16 protein-coding genes are annotated in these 16,082 nt (G+C 62.0%); 7 read left to right on the plus strand and 9 right to left on the minus strand.

Annotation, left to right across the window (positions count from 1 at the left end; genetic code table 11):
* Positions 1-85 precede the first annotated feature (85 nt).
* Together KTR60_RS00380 and KTR60_RS00385 are read right to left on the minus strand one after the other, a co-directional pair.
* Positions 86-1,735 carry a class I adenylate-forming enzyme family protein gene (locus tag KTR60_RS00380; protein ID WP_054780982.1) on the minus strand — a complete coding sequence of 550 codons (1,650 nt, stop codon included), beginning with the start codon at positions 1,733-1,735 and terminating at the stop codon, positions 86-88.
* Positions 1,732-2,685, minus strand: a complete 954-nt coding sequence (locus tag KTR60_RS00385; RefSeq protein ID WP_007735859.1) for a cyclase family protein — start codon at positions 2,683-2,685, stop codon at positions 1,732-1,734. The genes KTR60_RS00380 and KTR60_RS00385 overlap by 4 nt, the downstream gene beginning before the upstream one ends.
* Positions 2,686-2,800: 115 nt before the next feature.
* On the opposite strand from KTR60_RS00385, the gene KTR60_RS00390 reads away from it, so the two are divergent.
* Together KTR60_RS00390 and KTR60_RS00395 are read left to right on the plus strand one after the other, a co-directional pair.
* Positions 2,801-3,727, plus strand: coding sequence for a TetR family transcriptional regulator (locus KTR60_RS00390; protein ID WP_228401620.1), 927 nt, complete (start codon positions 2,801-2,803; stop codon positions 3,725-3,727).
* A gap of 94 nt (positions 3,728-3,821) precedes the next feature.
* Positions 3,822-5,501 carry an oleate hydratase gene (locus KTR60_RS00395; RefSeq protein ID WP_003943534.1) on the plus strand — a complete coding sequence of 560 codons (1,680 nt, stop codon included), beginning with the start codon at positions 3,822-3,824 and terminating at the stop codon, positions 5,499-5,501.
* Positions 5,502-5,508: 7 nt separating this feature from the next.
* On the opposite strand, the gene KTR60_RS00400 is transcribed toward KTR60_RS00395, so the two are convergent.
* Together KTR60_RS00400 and KTR60_RS00405 are read right to left on the minus strand one after the other, a co-directional pair.
* Positions 5,509-5,886 carry a DUF5313 family protein gene (locus KTR60_RS00400; RefSeq protein ID WP_003943558.1) on the minus strand — a complete coding sequence of 126 codons (378 nt, stop codon included), beginning with the start codon at positions 5,884-5,886 and terminating at the stop codon, positions 5,509-5,511.
* 30 nt (positions 5,887-5,916) lie between these two features.
* Positions 5,917-6,888 (minus strand): GlxA family transcriptional regulator, encoded by a 972-nt coding sequence (locus tag KTR60_RS00405; protein ID WP_073512951.1) that lies wholly within the window; start codon positions 6,886-6,888, stop codon positions 5,917-5,919.
* 71 nt (positions 6,889-6,959) lie between these two features.
* On the opposite strand from KTR60_RS00405, the gene KTR60_RS00410 reads away from it, so the two are divergent.
* The 3 genes from KTR60_RS00410 (at position 6,960) to KTR60_RS00420 (ending at position 10,355) form a co-directional block, all read left to right on the plus strand.
* Positions 6,960-8,276, plus strand: coding sequence for an MFS transporter (locus tag KTR60_RS00410; RefSeq protein ID WP_030536659.1), 1,317 nt, complete (start codon positions 6,960-6,962; stop codon positions 8,274-8,276).
* 78 nt (positions 8,277-8,354) lie between these two features.
* A complete protein-coding gene (locus KTR60_RS00415; protein ID WP_003943578.1) occupies positions 8,355-9,908 on the plus strand; it encodes a succinic semialdehyde dehydrogenase in 1,554 nt (517 codons plus the stop codon).
* Between the two features lie 3 nt (positions 9,909-9,911).
* A complete protein-coding gene (locus KTR60_RS00420; RefSeq protein ID WP_030536658.1) occupies positions 9,912-10,355 on the plus strand; it encodes an SRPBCC family protein in 444 nt (147 codons plus the stop codon).
* A gap of 61 nt (positions 10,356-10,416) precedes the next feature.
* Here the strand turns inward: KTR60_RS00420 and KTR60_RS00425 are convergent, their stop codons facing one another.
* Entirely contained in the window at positions 10,417-11,373 is a 957-nt protein-coding gene (locus KTR60_RS00425; RefSeq protein WP_054827482.1) for a proline dehydrogenase family protein, read from the minus strand.
* Between the two features lie 161 nt (positions 11,374-11,534).
* Here KTR60_RS00425 and KTR60_RS00430 point away from each other — a divergent pair, with 161 nt between their 5' ends.
* Both KTR60_RS00430 and KTR60_RS00435 read left to right on the plus strand, forming a co-directional pair.
* Positions 11,535-11,747 carry a hypothetical protein gene (locus KTR60_RS00430; protein ID WP_047272698.1) on the plus strand — a complete coding sequence of 71 codons (213 nt, stop codon included), beginning with the start codon at positions 11,535-11,537 and terminating at the stop codon, positions 11,745-11,747.
* A complete protein-coding gene (locus tag KTR60_RS00435) occupies positions 11,714-11,893 on the plus strand; it encodes a hypothetical protein (protein ID WP_003943560.1) in 180 nt (59 codons plus the stop codon). The genes KTR60_RS00430 and KTR60_RS00435 overlap by 34 nt, the downstream gene beginning before the upstream one ends.
* 9 nt (positions 11,894-11,902) lie before the next feature.
* On the opposite strand, the gene KTR60_RS00440 is transcribed toward KTR60_RS00435, so the two are convergent.
* From KTR60_RS00440 to KTR60_RS00455, 4 genes are all read right to left on the minus strand, one after another.
* Entirely contained in the window at positions 11,903-12,718 is an 816-nt protein-coding gene (locus KTR60_RS00440; RefSeq protein ID WP_047272699.1) for a siderophore-interacting protein, read from the minus strand.
* 144 nt (positions 12,719-12,862) lie between these two features.
* Positions 12,863-14,101 carry an HNH endonuclease signature motif containing protein gene (locus tag KTR60_RS00445; RefSeq protein ID WP_228401621.1) on the minus strand — a complete coding sequence of 413 codons (1,239 nt, stop codon included), beginning with the start codon at positions 14,099-14,101 and terminating at the stop codon, positions 12,863-12,865.
* Between the two features lie 92 nt (positions 14,102-14,193).
* Entirely contained in the window at positions 14,194-14,811 is a 618-nt protein-coding gene (locus KTR60_RS00450) for a response regulator (protein ID WP_003943536.1), read from the minus strand.
* Entirely contained in the window at positions 14,808-16,010 is a 1,203-nt protein-coding gene (locus tag KTR60_RS00455; protein WP_228401622.1) for a sensor histidine kinase, read from the minus strand. Before KTR60_RS00455 ends, KTR60_RS00450 begins: the two co-directional genes overlap by 4 nt.
* Positions 16,011-16,082: the final 72 nt, after the last annotated feature.

The raw sequence follows: 16,082 nt of genomic DNA on the forward strand, positions 1-16,082 counted from the left end.
TCCATTACCCCAATGGCGCGGTCGACCGGAAACTGTGCGCGATCAGACAGCAGGCGGACCGCGAAGTCCGCCCGCTGCCCCGCGATCAAGAGATCGTGCGCAGTTCCCGTCGCAGTATCTTGCCGGTGACGGTCTTGGGCAGTTCCTCCACCAGCACCACGGAGCGTGGGTACTTGTACGCCGCCATCCGCTGCTTGCAGTGATCGATCAGATCTTCCGGGGTGACGGACGCCCCCGCGACGAGGCTGACAAACGCCTTCACCGTCTCACCGCGGTATTCGTCGGCGATCCCGACGACTGCCGCCTCACGGACTGCGGGGTGCTCGGCAAGAACGTCCTCGACTTCGCGTGGCCACACCTTGTAGCCGGACGCGATGATCATGTCCTTCTTACGGTCGACGACGTAGAACCAGCCGGCTTCGTCCATGAAACCGACGTCGCCGGTGTGGAACCACCCGTCGCGAATGGCCGACGCACTCTCCTCCGGCTTGTTCCAGTAACCGCGCACCACCTGTGGACCTCGGACGACCAGTTCGCCGATCTCTCCGATCGGCAGGACCGCACCGCCCTCGTCTTCGATGCGGACCACGGTGTTGGGTACGGGAACGCCGACAGACAGTGCTCCGGATGTGGGGTCGACCGGCGTATCCGCACCAACGGGAACGGCATGGGTCGGCGACGTGGTCTCGGTCAGCCCGTAGATGTTGTGCAGCGCAGCACCGGTCATGGCGCGGACGGCCTCGGCGGCAGTCGGCGAGATGGGTGCGCCGCCGGAATACAGCAACCGCATGGAGGAGAAGTCTTCCGGCGCGCAACCCGGAGTGTTGAGCAGTGCCGTAAAAGCAGTGATGGCGCCGACTGTGAATGTCGGTTGGTGCTCACGAATCGCGTCGAGCATCACCTCGGGCTGGAAGCGATAGGCAAGCACCAGCGGCATTCTCGCCAGGACGGACACCGCGATGTGACCGATCAACCCCGTGATGTGGAAGAGCGGTGCAACTCCGAGAACCGTGTCTTTCGGGGTGAGCCCCAACCAGTCCCGGTACACCTGGGCGTTGAAGGTCATATTCGCGTGAGAGGTCATCGCTCCCTTCGGCGGACCTGTGGTTCCCGACGTATACGTCAGTACCGCAATGTCTTCCGGTGCAGCGTCAGTGGTGATCGGATCGCCGAGACGATGTTCGTCGATCAGCGTCGCGAGATCGTCGGTACCGAGATCCTTCTTGACGATTCCGTCGAAAATCCTCGGATCGTTGCGACTTTGGTACTCGAGTTCCGAGGTGGTGATAACTCGCCTGACCGGCGAGTCGGAGACGACATTGCGGCCGACGGACTCGTAGAGCCCCTCGAGAGCGATCAGAACCGCTGCTCCGGAATCTTCGAGTTGGTATCCCAGTTCTCGTTCACGGCTCATGGGATTGATCGAGACTGCGACGCCGCCGGCTTTCCAGATTCCGGCGAGCGCAAGCACGAACTGCGGAACGTTCTGGAGGAACAGAGCGACGCGGTCACCCTTCACCAGTCCACCGGCTCGGAGTGCTCGGGCCAGGGCGTCACTCTGCTGATCCAGTTCGGCGAAACTGAGTTGACCGTCGAAGTACTTCACAGCCGTGGCGTCCGGATCAGAGCGGACCGCCGCTGCCAACATTTCGAGCATCGTGGGGTGCTCGACGTCGATGTCGGGGGGAACGTCGTTGCGGTACAACGCCAACCAAGGGCGATCTTCGTATGTCATTTGATGGCAACCGGATTCACGGGAGAGCCGCTGGCCTTTGCGACCTTGAGTGGCGCGGCGACGTACAGGAACGTGTACTGGCCGTCGGCCGCGCAGTCCGCGGCCAACTTCTCCAGATCGCAGATCTCGGTGAACACCACTCCGAGGTTGCGCATCAATGCGTTGTGGAGAACCAGTGCCACACCGTTTTCGGGGTCGGTGGTGACCTCGTTGGCAATGGTGTCAGTGACAAGGTTGGGGATCTCCATGTCCTGGAACCACTGGACGAGTTCGGGGCTGTAGATCAGGCCGGGCTCGCAGAAGCCCTCGTAGAAGGCTTCGCCCTGGTCGAAGAACAGCTTGAGGAAGTTGGTGCGGATGACGAGGATGTCACGCTTCTCGATGGTGACGCCCTGCGCTTCGGCACAGGCCAAAAGATCATGGTGCGTGAATGTTTCGGCCTTGTCGAGGTTTTCCTTGCCGCGGAACTTCGCCATGTCGAGAAGTACTGCGCGTCCGACGACGCCACGGTCGGCAATCGGTTCGACGCTGGCCTTCTCGAGGCCGCCGACAGTCGTGTCAGCGGAGTATCCGTTCCACAGCGCGCCGTCGTACCAGACGTGGCCGAGTGCGTCGTACTGCGTCGAACCCTGGAGGAAAGCGTCGATCTTGTCGTCCGCGTAATGCAGACCGCCGGGGAAGTTGGGGGCGTCGTCGCCGTCCCAGCTGCTCTCGTCGAAGATCTGTGTGCGCTCGGCAGGGCTGCGTCCCGGCCACACCGGATCACCCTTGGGGTCGCCGATGAGCCGTTGAAGCGTGAACACGGAACCCTGCTTGATGGTTCCGACGCCACGAAGCACCTGTCCGGCGTCGAGGTAGTTCAGTGAACCGACCTCGTCGGACTCTCCCCACTTGCCCCAGTTGCTGGGCGCGTCGCGCAGGAGTTCTCCAAGATATGGCGCCTCGGTCATGGTGATTCGATCCTCTCGCTACCGACACCGAACGATCGCTCGGGCGGACCTGGGTCTTTGTGATCCACATCATGTTCAGGCCGATAACTAGTAGTCAACACGTTCATAGATTTCCGTGGTCATCGCATTGTTGGAAATCCAATGTTCGGTAATACTGAACACTGTGACTGAATTTGAGAATGCTGTCCTGATCGGGGCGTCGATCCGGCAAGCGCGGCGTCACAGCGGGCTCTCGCTGCGTGAATTGGCCAGGCGTCTCGATGTCAGCCCGGCTACCCTCAGCGCTGTCGAGACCGGAAAGACCAGAGTCAGCGTCGACCGGTTGGCGGCAATCGGCGGGATTCTCGGAGTGCGTTTCGACGCTCTGCTCCCGGCGGCGATAGTGCGTCCGCCGGAACAGCCGCGATGGGGAGGCGACGACGCCGACCCGGACGCACATTCTCGGCCGAACGAGTGGCGAAGGTTCGGCCCGAGTCCGTTCGATCCGGTGTTGGCGGCCGCGCTCGCGGAGATGGTGAAGACCGGATATCACGGCGCTGCGATGCGTGAGATCGCCAAACGTGCGCAGATGAGTGTTCCAGGTCTGTACCACCACTATTCCACCAAGCAGCAGATGTTGGCCGAAATTCTCGACCTCACCATGGATGAACTCAACACGAGATCGTTGGCGGCAATCGACGAGGGCGAAAGTCCCTCCGAAAGGCTGGCTTTCCTCGTCGAATGTGTGACCTTGTTCCATATCTATCGGCGTGATCAAGGATTTCTCGGTGCCAGCGAAATGCGCAGTCTCACAGCCGAGAACAGGTTGCGCATCACGGAATCACGCAACTACCAGCAATGGTTGATGACGAAGCAGGTCGACGACGGAATCGCTGCCGGTGTGTTCGGGACGGATCGGCCGCGACAGGCCGCGCGTGCAATAGTCGTGATGTGTGTCTCTGTCGCGCAATGGTATCGGCCGAGCGGACCACAAACGCCCGAGGAAATTGCACGCGACTACGCGCGTTTTGCACTGGATCTGGTGCGCCTTCAGCGACCGTGACGGACGTCATCCGGTTCGGGTGATGCGCCAGCGGGCAAAGGGGTCCATGCTTGGAAGGTATCCGTACCGCGACTCGAGTAAGGAACGAAACCCAATGTCTTCCAAGCTGTCTCACAAGGCCTACATGATCGGTGCCGGCATCGGAAACCTCTCGGCTGCCGTCTATTTGATTCGAGACGGTGAGTGGAGCGGTGAGGACATCACCATCATGGGGCTGGACATGCATGGAGCGAACGACGGCGAATCTGCCGCTACCTTCCAGCACCAGTACGGTCATCGCGAGCTGGGCAACGACGCGGGCTTCATCAATCGTGGCGGTCGCATGCTCAACGAGGAGACCTATGAGAACCTCTGGGACGTGCTGAGTGTGGTTCCGTCGCTGGACAACCCGGGAAAATCGGTGACGGATGACATTCTCGATTTCGACCACGCACATCCGACGCACGACGTCGCACGATTGATCGATCGCGACGGTATTCGCAACAAGGGTGAAAACGACTACAAGCACATGCAATTCGACAACAAGGATCGGTACTTGTTGACGAAGCTGATGACGATGCCGGAGTCGGACGAGGCAAAACTCGACGACATCAGTATCGAGCAGTGGTTCGAGGACACTCCGCACTTCTTCACCACCAACTTCTGGTACATGTGGGAGACCACATTTGCTTTCAAGCGGGTGAGTTCGGCGATGGAGCTGCGCCGGTACATGAACCGAATGATTCTCGAGTTCAGTCGCATTCAAACTCTTGCCGGTGTCACCAGATCCCCGTACAACCAGTACGAGAGCATCATTTTGCCGATGCGGGCCTTCCTCGAAGGCAAGGGCGTGAAGTTCGTCAACGAACTGAAGATCACGGAGTTCGTGTTCAAGGACACCCCGCTACGAGACGAGATCATCGTGACGGGACTCGATTACGAAAACGTCCGCACCGGTGAGAAGGGCCGAATCGACGTGGCGGAGGGCGATTTCGTCTTCGACACCAACGGCAGCATCACCGACAGTTCTTCGATCGGCGATCTGGATACCCCGATCGTCGAAGACATGAGATACGCACCGAGTGCGCTGCTGTGGAAGCAGGCCACCGAGCATTTCTACGATCTCGGGAATCCCGACAAGTTCTTCGGGGACCGGGCGCAGAGTGAGTGGACCAGCTTCACCGTCACCACTTCGTCACACGAGCTCATCAACGAGATTTCCCGAATCACCAAGCAGCTCCCCGGAAATGCGCTCAACACATTCGTGGACTCGAACGTGCTTCTCTCGATCGTGGTCCACCATCAGCCGCACTACCACGCGCAGAAGGAGAACGAAGGAGTCTTCTGGGGTTACTGTCTGTTCCCGCGCAAGGACGGCGACTACGTGAAGAAGCCGTTCATCGAGATGACCGGGCGGGAAATGCTGGAAGAGACGCTCGGACACCTCGAGGCGCTCGACGAGAGCGGTGCGCTCGCCGCGCGTCGACAAGAGATTATGGACAGCGTCGTGAATTCGATTCCCAGCCATATGCCTTACGCCAGTGCGCTGTTCAATCGGCGCGCCGTCGGCGACCGGCCGCTGGTGGTGCCGAAGCACTCCAAGAACCTGGCGTTCATCAGTCAGTTCGCGGAGCTGCCGTTCGACATGGTGTTCACCGAGCAGTACTCGGTGCGCTGCGCTCAGGTAGCCGTCTACAAGTTCCTGGGGATTCCGGAAGACAAGCTCACCAAGATGCATCACTACGAGAAGGATCCGAAGGTCCTCGCCAAGGCCGCAGTGACGATGTTCCGCTGAGGGGTGCTCAGCGACCGTGCCGCTTCTCGTAGTCCTCGCGAGTGCGATCGGCACGGCGTTGGGCCTTCTCGTCGAGCAGTTCGGGATCGAGTCCGTGGCTCAGCAGGCGGTGACGGCGGTAGATGGTCCCGAGCGCCACGACGAAGTACGCGAGCGGGATGAGCAACAAGGCCATCATGGCCAAGGGAATCCAGATCGGTCCCGGGATCAAGAGGAACAGCAGAAGAATCAGCGTCGCCGGCACGGTGAAGCGGATGATGTAGCGGGCCTGGGCGCCCGGGCCGACCAGATCGTTCCGTACCCAGTCCTGATACCGGTCGGGGAGCGTCTTCCCCAGGAGGTATCCGCAGTACTGAGGAAAGTTCGGGCGAGTCTGTTCGGCCATGGCATCCAGGATAGTGCCTGGTACTGCCGCTTACACCGGTGCCTTGAACGTGCGTCGGTAGGCGCTCGGTGAAACGCCGAGCGCCTCGTTCATGTGTTGACGCATGGATGTCGCAGTCCCGAAGCCGGTTCGAGTAGCAATCGCATCGATCGACAGATCGGATTCCTCCAGTAGTTCCCGCGCCCGATCGACACGTCTGCTGGTCAACCAGCGGTTCGGTGTGGTTCCGACTTCGTCGCGGAATCGACGGCTGAACGTGCGGACGCTCATGTTGGCGCGCGTCGCCAGGTCCGCCAGGGTGATCGGGTCGTCGAGATGTTCGAGGGCCCAGTGCCGAGCGTCGGCAGTCGATTCCGAAGGCTTGTCGGCCAGGGGGCGTCGGATGTACTGAGCTTGGCCACCGTCGCGCCACGGCGGTACGACGCAACGCCTCGCGACGGTGTTCGCCACTTCCATACCGTGGTCACGCCTGACGATATGCAGGCAGAGGTCGACTCCCGACGCCACCCCGGCCGAGGTCAGGATGTGGCCTTCGTCGACGAACAGCACGTCCGGATCCACGTTCACCTTGGGATAGACACGCTGGAAATGGTCGGTGTTACGCCAGTGCGTCGTGGCGCGGAGTCCGTCGAGCAAACCCGCCGCGGCGAGGATGTACGACCCGGTGCAGATCGAGACCAGCCGAGTGCCCGGCCGGATGTGTTGGAAAGCTGCGGCCAACTCGGGGGAGAGGTAACCGTCTTCGTAGGCCGGACCCAACTCGTACGACGCGGGGATGACGACGGTGTCGGCGGTGGCGAGCAACTCGCTCCCGTGGTCGACCGAGATGCTGAAGTCTGCGTCGGTCTGCACGGGATTGCCGTCGACGGTGCACGTCAGGATCTCGTACAGCGGCCGATCCTCGACGTCGAGGGCACGTCCGAAGATGCGCGCCGGGATGCCGAGTTCGAAGGGGATGACTCCATTCAGAGCCAGTACGACGACGCGATGCGGACCAGACATGGCTTGATTCTTTCATATATTGGCAATCTGGCCACTGTTCTCGATCGAATCCGAACTGCAGAATTCTCTCTGTGACTTCTGAGACCGCTCTCCCCGAATCAGGCCAACAGCAGGTGAGCCCGCCGCGCTTTCACCGCGCCTGGTCCGTCGCGATCGTGGCATTCCTGGCATTGGTCGGTGCGGCGAGCTTCCGCGCCGCCCCATCGGTGCTGATCGATCCGCTGCACGAGGATTTCGGGTGGTCGCGCGCCAGCATCTCGGCGGCCGTCTCGGTCAACCTGATTCTGTACGGGTTGACCTCGCCGTTCGCTGCTGCCTTGATGGAGAGGTTCGGTATCCGGGCGGTCGTCACCTCGGCGTTGGCGCTCATCTCGCTCGGCAGTGGTCTCACCATCTTCATGACCTCGAGTTGGCAGCTCATTCTGCTGTGGGGTGTCTTCGTCGGTCTCGGTACCGGTTCGATGGCGCTGGCGTTTGTCGCCACCGTCGTCGATCGCTGGTTCGTCGAGAAGCGTGGTCTCGTGACCGGCATCCTGACGGCCGGTGGTGCTGCCGGTCAGCTGGTGTTCCTCCCGGTCCTGGCGAAGATCGCCGAAACGTACGACTGGAAGAGCGTCGCCTTCACAGTTTCGTTTGCCGCACTGGCCGTTGTGCCGTTCGTTCTGCTGTTCCTGCGTAACTATCCGTCAGACGTGGGTACGACGCCTTACGGAGCGCCCGCCGATTACGCCCCACCAGCCAAGCCTGTCTACCAGCGCGGCGGTGCCGGAGGCCGGGCGATCTCGGTGCTGGTGATGGCGTCGAAGACCAAGGTGTTCTGGCTTCTCGCCGGTACCTTCGCGATCTGCGGCGCGAGCACCAACGGCCTGATCGGCACGCACTTCGTCCCGGCGTCGCACGACCACGGAATGCCGATCACCACGGCCGCGTCCCTCTTGGCGTTGATCGGAATCCTCGACATGGTCGGCACCATTGCTTCGGGTTGGTTCACCGACCGGATGGACTCGCGAAAACTTCTCGGCATCTACTACCTGTTCCGCGGAATCTCGCTGCTCTTCCTGCCGCTGCTGCTCGCCAACACCGTGAATCCACCGATGATCGCGTTTGTCATCTTCTACGGGCTCGATTGGGTGGCGACGGTTCCGCCGACCGTCGCGCTGTGCCGTCAACACTTCGGCGCCGACGCCCCCATCGTGTTCGGTTGGGTGCTGGCATCGCACCAGATCGGTGCGGGTCTGGTGGCCTTCTTGGCCGGCCTCGTTCGTGATCAGATCGGCTCGTACGACGCTGCCTTCTTGGTGGCCGGCGCGCTCTGCGCGATCGCCGCAGTCATGTCGTTGTTGATCGCAAAACGTCCGAAAGAGGCAGTATTGGTTGACTCTGTCTGATTCGGCACTGTGATCGGTACCACCGACGGGGTAAGTTGTGTGTAACTCCAAGAACTACTCACCAGTAGGGGTACTGAAATGCCTGCTCCGTCCGCTGCGACCTTCTCGCGGCTCGCCGATCTGATCGCCATCGACAATGTTGCCGATCGCCCGACGAAGTCCATCACCGAGGTGTTCACCGGCAAGGAGCTGGCGACCATCCCCGTCGGCACCGCCGACGACGCACTTGCGGCCATCGCCCGTGCCCGCGTCGCCCAGAAGGAATGGGCCAAGCGCTCCGTCCTCGACCGCGCCGCCGTCTTCCACCGCTACCGCGATCTCATCCTCGAGAACCGCGACGCCCTCATGGACATGGCTCAGGCCGAGACCGGAAAGTCGCGTACCGCAGCTCAGGAAGAAGTCCTCGACATCTCGATGACGTCGCGGCACTACGCACGTGTGGCTCCGAAGCTGCTGCGTCCGCGTCGCGTCTCCGGCATGCTCCCGGGCCTGACGAAGACCGTCGTCCGCTACCAGCCCAAGGGCGTAGTCGGCGTCATCTCGCCGTGGAACTACCCGATGACGCTGGCCGTGTCCGACGCCATCGCCGCGCTGCTCGCCGGTAACGCCGTTGTCCTCAAGCCGGACAGCCAGACACCGTACTGCGCGCTCGCCTGCGTCGAACTGCTCTACAAGGCGGGTCTGCCTCGCGACCTCTTCGCCGTGGTTCCCGGGCCGGGCTCCGTCGTCGGCACCGCCCTGGTCGAGAACACCGATTACCTCATGTTCACCGGTTCCACCGCGACCGGTCAGCTCCTCGCCGAGCAGGCCGGCCGTCGACTGATCGGCTTCTCCGCCGAACTCGGTGGCAAGAACCCGATGATCGTTGCCGCCGGCGCAGACCTGCGCGAGGTCACCGACGCCGCTGTGCGTGCGTGCTTCTCCAACTCCGGTCAGCTGTGCATCTCCATCGAGCGCATCTACGTCGAAGAGTCCATCGCACCCGAGTTCATCCGCATGTTCGGTGACCGCGTCAAGAAGATGAACCTCGCCGCCGGATACGAATTCGGAATCGAGATGGGCAGCCTCGTCTCCGAGGCGCAGGTCAAGGCAATCTCCGCTCATGTCGACGACGCAGTGGTCAAGGGCGCCACCGTCATCGCCGGTGGCAAGGCTCGGCCGGACATCGGACCGCTGTTCTACGAGCCCACCCTGCTCACCGGGGTTCCCGAAGACGCCGAGTGCTACCGCGACGAGACCTTCGGGCCGCTCGTCTCGATCTACCCCGTCAAGGACGTCGAAGAGGCCATCGCTGCGGCCAACGACACCGAGTACGGCCTCAACGCCAGTGTGTGGGCGGGAAGCAAGGCTGCCGGCGAAGCCATCGCAGCGCGCATCCACGCCGGCACCGTCAACGTCGACGAGGGTTACGCACCCACCTGGGGCAGCACCGCAGCACCGATGGGTGGCATGGGTGTCTCGGGCGTCGGTCGTCGTCACGGCGCCGAGGGGCTGATCAAGTACACCGAACCGCAGACCGTTGCCACCACTCGCGTCATGAATCTCGGTGGACCGCGCGGACTTCCGGCCAAGGTGTGGGCAAAGCTCATGCCTCACGCCATCAAGATCATGTCCTGGGTTCCGGGCCGGTAACGGGTGGAAACCGCCAGCGCGTACATCGAGGCAACGCCGGTATCGGTGTGGAAGGTTGTCAGCGACATCGAAGGTATGGGTCGCTTCAGTCCTGAAAACACCGGTGGAACATGGACTTCCGGAACTCCGGGCACTGTGGGTGCAAAGTTCAAGGGCACCAACAAGCATGGTCTGATTCGGTGGAGCACGCACTGCACGGTGGTCGACGTGGTCGACTGCCGGAGGTTCTCCTTCGAATCGGACGAGCCGAAAGCGCGGTGGACCTATGTGCTCGAGCCTTCGGGAACGGGCACCGTGCTTACCGAGACTCGTGAGATCTATGCGACGCCAGCGCTTTACGTGCGCATGATGTCGGGTAGCGGCCTACTCGGTCGGGGTCGAGATCAGCTGATGCAGACCGGAATGGAAACCACCCTGGCGCGCATCAAGGCGTTTCTGGAGAGCTAGAAACTGACACAAGTGGGGCTGCACTCGATTCGAGTGCGGCCCCACTTCTGTTGTTGGAGATCTAGTTTGCAGTGCTGATGAGCGCAGCGTCGATGAGCGCGGTGTAGACACGCTCCGGTTCTTCGGCGATGCGATTGAGTACGTACAGCCACCACTGTGTTCCGAAGATGACGTATTCGCGTGTGGTGAAGCCCGCTCCTCGGAGTGCGTCCAGTTGCTCGGTGCCGAGGCCGAGCAGCATCTCGAACTCGACGTGCTCGCCTCTGAGCTTCGAATCATGCTCGGCGCGTAGTGCTTCGAGGATGTCGCGGTCATGTGTCGCGATGGAGACCTGGTGACCCGAGTCGACGATTCGGGCTGCGTAGTCGAGATACGCGCTTCGCAGTTCGGCACTACCGCGCGGGTAGGCGACGGATTCGGCTTCGAGGAAGGCGCCCTTCACGAGACGGATGCGGCCGGGTCGGTCCAGCAGAGCGGCGAGATCCTTTGCGGTCCGGTGCAGTCGGGCCTGAACGGTGATCCCCACGTGAGTGAACCGCTCGGCCAGTCGCGCGTGCATGTCGAGGACCAGGTCGGTGCGGTCGGACGCTTCGGCGGAGATGATCAGCTCGGCACCGGCGCGTTCCGTGGTCTCGGCCAGGCGCACGACATTGCGAAAGCACTGCTCCGGATCGATGACCAAGCCGATGTGCGAGAGGTCGAACGACACGGTGCTGTCGACGCCCGACGTTCCGATCCGTTCCGCCAATTCCACGAACACATCGGTTTCGGCGTTCGCGAGTTCGGGATCCCGGACGCTTTCTCCGGTGTATTCGATGCTCGCCTTGTGTCCTCGCGCGAAGATCGAGGGGAGTCGGTCGAAAGCGTCGTCGATGGTTTCGCCGCCGATGTAGCGAGCGGCGACTTTCCGTGCGAGTGCTGCCGTCGCGGCGTCCGCCATGGTGCGTTCTTTCAGGGATTCGTCGAGTGCGAGGCGGCGTAGGACGTCCGCGGCCTGGGCTTGTAGATCCGTGTTCACGGCTTCAGCGTATCCGGACGAGGGTGCGGGAATTATTCTACGAACCCTTGCGTTCGATCTATTGTCGATATATCGTCGATACGTCAAACAAACACAGACAGTCCAGGAGGACAACATGTACGCCCCACACAACAACCCAGAAATGCAAGAACGTCGCGAGCATGGCCGCCGAGGCCCGCATCGTGGACACGGTTTCCGTCGAGGATTCGAGGGCGAGCGACCCGAGGGTCGCTTCGAAGACCGAGCAGAAGGACGCCCCGAAGGCCGGCGCGGTCGACTTGACCAGCGCGGACACGGTCGGCCTCACTTCGGTGAAGCAGGCGCAGCGCTCCGTCCCGCGATGGGCCTACTCCGAGGTGCCGCTGTCGCGGTAGCCGCAGGTGGGACCGCTGAGCAGGTAGCCAAGGCCGAGGCAATTCTCGCCGAGGCGCGCCGAGCACTGTTCGAGATGCTGGCGGAAAAGTCGGCTGACGCGCAGCAGGCTCACACAGAATCTACCGACACGCTGCCGGCAGAGTGATCACGGCGCTCAGGCGCCGACGGTGACTTCCTCGCTGTTCATGCCGGAAACGTGGCCGTCGGCGCCCTCTCGCCAGTACCCGACAACATTGTGCTTGTCGCGAGCAATTCCTCGAACTTCCCTCAGATGCTTACGAATGCGACGGCTTGTTGCGCTTTCGCACGCCACCCACGCGTAGATGTCGGCCGATTCGGATTCGGGAAACTCGACCTTCTCCACAGCCTCGAACAGTGCGCTCGGCGCCTTTCCGAGGCCACTCCCCACGAGCCACGTGTACGTGACGTCGCCGCGAGTGACAAATTCCTGTCGATCCTCTTCGGTTTCGACCTCGATGATCGCCTGTGCGACATCGCCCTTTCGAAGTTCTTCGACAATCCTGCCCAGTCCGGGGAGACCCGTGGCGTCTGCGACCAGCAGCTGCCAGCGAGGACCCGCCGGTGCTTGGTAGTGGGACCGCGAACTGTCCGACCAGAAGACGCCTAGTAGGTGACCTGGTTCGGCCCGCAGGGCCCAATCCGCTGCAATACCGCCAGGGTGCACGACGAAGTCGATGTCCAGACGTCGGCCGCCGTCGTGCACCTTGCGCACGGTGTAGTGCCGCCACGGTGGCTCGGTTCCGAGATCGGCCTTGCCGTAGTCGGGATTGTTGAAGTAGTCGTATTCTGCTTCTGTTTCACCGGGTTTCGGGAACGCGAGGTCGATGCGCTCGTCGCCTTGTCCGCCGGTCGGCCAGTGCCAGTCGCCTTCTGCCTCGATGCTGATTCGCCGCATGTGCGGGGTCAGGGACGTGACGGTGACAACGCGGGCGGGTTCGCAGAAAGACATGCCTCGACCCTATGGGTCCGGCGTGTCGAAGTGGAGACAGATGCTGTCGCAAGACGGACATCGAGCGCAGCTGAAAACGCCAGCGTATGCCCCGGGGCATGATTCTTCCCCGGTGCACACGCTGGCCTTTTCAGTTATGTCGGTTCACGCCGCTGTCGGTGGGCTGTTCCCGCCGATCGGCTGTTGATACGGATCAACCGACATCGGTGGATAGAACACCGATTTCCGATCCGGGCCGATCTCCACCCGCCACTCCGTGTGGTGCAGCGTCCGGTGGTGATGACCGCACAACAAGATCAGGTTGTCGAGATCTGTTGGGCCACCATCGTTCCAGTGAACAATATGATGGGCATCGCACCACCCCGACGGAGTTCCGCACCCGGGAAACGCACACCCGCCATCACGAACCGCCAACGCTCGCCGCTGCGGCACCGTCGCCGTTCTCGCTTCCTTACCGCAGTCGAGCGGAACACCATTCTCATCCAACAAAATTCGCGTGACCGTGCAATCGCAGGCCAACATCCGGGCAGTGTCGATACTGATCGGGCCCACCCAATCCGTCCACGCGAAACCCAGTTCCTGAGTCGACGGCAACATATCCTTCATTGCTTTGAGGTCGGTCATGTCTTTCGCCGACGCAGTCACCGTGATGTGCGGTTTCACCCCGCCCTCGATCGGACCCAACCCCGCCCGCTCATACCGCCGCAGTAGTTCGCAAAACCCGTCCGCCCGCCGTAGCGCCGGCGTGCGGGTGTCCTTGACCCCGTCCTTCTCCGGTGTCGGAGCCGACAGACTCGACAACAACGTGATCAGACGGGCCCCGTTCACAGCATCCAGATCACCCTTCACCGACACGCGCCCGTACAGGCCTTTCGAGGCGTAGAACTCGTTACGTTCGGAATCCTCACCGACCGGGACGCCGTCTTCGCGTTTGCCGTACTGCTTCTCGATCCGGCGGATCGCCGCCCGCACCGCATCACAATCAGCAATGTTCTTCGACGCCAGGCCAAGCAGAATCCCGCGGGCCTTGTCCACATCCGCCGGCGTCATGTTCTTCGGTGGATGCTGACAGAACGACGCAACCTGACGGGCTTTCAACGCATCCACGTCACCGCGGTGAAACGCATCGCCGACAACAGGTTCGAGCATCAGCAACCGCGCCAACCCGACCAGCAGACTGCACTCACCGATCTCCAAATTCGTCGACCCGTGCAACCACTGCGCGATCGCCCGAAAACCCTTCCCACCGAGAACCTCCCGGGAAAACATCTCCACGATCAGCAACACCAACCGCGACTGCAACTCGTGCCGGACACGCACCAGATCGAGAACCTCACTCTTGAGGCCCTCGCCATCCAGCTGCCACGCTTCCCGACTGTCCATGCCCAAAGTCTAATCGAACAAAGTTTCGAACACAGAAGAATTGCGAGCGAAAATTGCTGCTGTCCAGCTACTTTCGACAATTCGGGCAAATGTCAGATCGAACCCAGCTCCCGCGCACGAGCTACCGCCGACGTCCGCGACTTCACTCCCAACTTGCCGAAGATGTGAACCAGATGCGATTTGACCGTGGTCTCACTCAGGAACAGTTCTTTGCCGATCTCTCGGTTGGAGCGACCCGCCGCCACCAACTTCAGAACTTCGATTTCCCTTGGGCTGAGGCTGGTTTCGGGTTTGCGTACCCGAGTCATGAGCTTCGACGCGATGGCGGGGGAGAGAACGCTGTCCCCGCTCGCAGCGGCACGGACGGCTGACAGCAACTCGACCGGTGGTGTGTCCTTGAGTAGGTACCCGCTGGCCCCGGCCTCGACAGCGCTCAAGATGTCTGCATCCGTGTCGTAGTTGGTCACGACGAGTACGTGCGGCGGATTCGGCAGCGCGCACACCGCGCGGGTGGCGTCGACGCCCGTCTTCCCGGGGCCGAATCGCAGGTCCATGAGCACGAGGTCGACCGGCGTGGTGGCGCAGAAGGCTATGGCTTCCTCGGCGGTGCCCGCTTCGCCGACTACCTCGATGTCGGCTTCGCTTTCGAGCAGCGCTCGTAACCCGGCGCGCACGATCGCGTGATCGTCGGCGAGCAGCAGGCGGATCACGGTTCGCCGACTTCGAGAGGAAACGTCACTGCGACGGCCGTGTGTCCCGGCTCGGACTCGATGGAGAAAGTCCCGCCCTGCAGTTCGACGCGTCGGCGAATTGCATTGAGGCCGAAAGATTCCGCCGGGCCACGTTCGAGAACTGCCACGTCGAAACCGCGACCGTTGTCGACCACGTCGAGGCTGACGGTGTCATCGGAATAGGTCAGTGTCACAGCCATTCTGGTTGCATCGGCATGGCGGAGAACATTGGACACCGCGCCCTGAGCGATGCGTACCAATGTTGCTTCGAGGGGCATCGGCAGCCGCACTGCCTCGCCTTCGACCACGGAGCGCGCTTCCAGTTCAGGACTGCTCGCGCGTTCGCAGATTCGACGAAGCGCGTCGGCGATCGACTGACCGTCCAAGGCCGCGGGCGTCAATTCGGCTATGAGTTGGCGGGTTTCGGCAAGACTGTCCGCGGCAGTTTCCCGTGCGAGGCTGATCTGACGGATGGCCGGGCTGTCCGGATCGGCGCGTTCGGCAGCGTGAAGGAGCATCTGGATGCTCGAAAGTCCCTGGGCCACGGTGTCGTGAATCTCGGCGGCGAGTCTTTCACGTTCCGCGAATTTTCCGGCATCGCGAGACGTCGACGCCAATTCTTCACGAGTATTCATCAACTCGTCGATGAGACGACCGCGCTCGGCTGCCTCGCGGTACAGCGCTTGATATCCGAGGCCGATTGCAACCGCTACGGCAGCGCCGATGATCGGGCCGACGGCGCCGGCAATCGTCCATCCACGATGCAGGCCGGTGCCGACCACGGCGACAGCCGTTGCCGCGGTGACGGCGAGAAGACTCCAGGGGCGTCGCAGAATATGGAGATAGAGGAAGAAGAGTCCGAACGCGAGGTAGGCGGCGTCGGCGGATACCGCCATCGTCGCGATCCAGACGAGGGTCAGCACGGCCAGCCACCAGCGGGCAGCGTTGCCGCGCAGCCTTTTGGCGACCCCGAAAAGATAGACGGCAACAAAGATCACGGCCAACGCGATGATTGTTGCGGTCAGGTCGGATTCGTCGATCAGCGCTCGAAGAAACACCACACCGGCCAGCGCCATGACAAGGACATGCAGGCCCAGTTGTAGGCCGGCGAAGACAGGCGTGAGCGGAGATCGGTGCATCTCGCCCAGCTTAGCGAGGTTCGGGCCTGGTTCATCCATCAAAAGTTGTAAACCGGGATGGTTCTTTCGAGCGCTGGAATGTCGATCCGAGGTGCGATGGAAAGAGTCTGC

It is taken from the genome of Rhodococcus sp. C1, from assembly GCF_020809065.1.
Classification (GTDB): domain Bacteria; phylum Actinomycetota; class Actinomycetes; order Mycobacteriales; family Mycobacteriaceae; genus Rhodococcus_F; species Rhodococcus_F qingshengii.

Bases quoted from the DNA above. Each gene is read 5' to 3' on its own strand.
- KTR60_RS00455 (WP_228401622.1), bottom strand. From the start codon at position 16,010: ATGGATGAACCAGGCCCGAACCTCGCTAAGCTGGGCGAGATGCACCGA.
- KTR60_RS00400 (WP_003943558.1), bottom strand. From the start codon at position 5,886: ATGGCCGAACAGACTCGCCCGAACTTTCCTCAGTACTGCGGATACCTC.
- KTR60_RS00435 (WP_003943560.1), top strand. From the start codon at position 11,714: ATGGGCCTACTCCGAGGTGCCGCTGTCGCGGTAGCCGCAGGTGGGACC.
- KTR60_RS00380 (WP_054780982.1), bottom strand. From the start codon at position 1,735: ATGACATACGAAGATCGCCCTTGGTTGGCGTTGTACCGCAACGACGTT.
- KTR60_RS00415 (WP_003943578.1), top strand. From the start codon at position 8,355: ATGCCTGCTCCGTCCGCTGCGACCTTCTCGCGGCTCGCCGATCTGATC.
- KTR60_RS00430 (WP_047272698.1), top strand. From the start codon at position 11,535: ATGGCCGCCGAGGCCCGCATCGTGGACACGGTTTCCGTCGAGGATTCG.
- KTR60_RS00395 (WP_003943534.1), top strand. From the start codon at position 3,822: ATGTCTTCCAAGCTGTCTCACAAGGCCTACATGATCGGTGCCGGCATC.
- KTR60_RS00405 (WP_073512951.1), bottom strand. From the start codon at position 6,888: ATGTCTGGTCCGCATCGCGTCGTCGTACTGGCTCTGAATGGAGTCATC.
- KTR60_RS00385 (WP_007735859.1), bottom strand. From the start codon at position 2,685: ATGACCGAGGCGCCATATCTTGGAGAACTCCTGCGCGACGCGCCCAGC.
- KTR60_RS00445 (WP_228401621.1), bottom strand. From the start codon at position 14,101: ATGGACAGTCGGGAAGCGTGGCAGCTGGATGGCGAGGGCCTCAAGAGT.
- KTR60_RS00440 (WP_047272699.1), bottom strand. From the start codon at position 12,718: ATGTCTTTCTGCGAACCCGCCCGCGTTGTCACCGTCACGTCCCTGACC.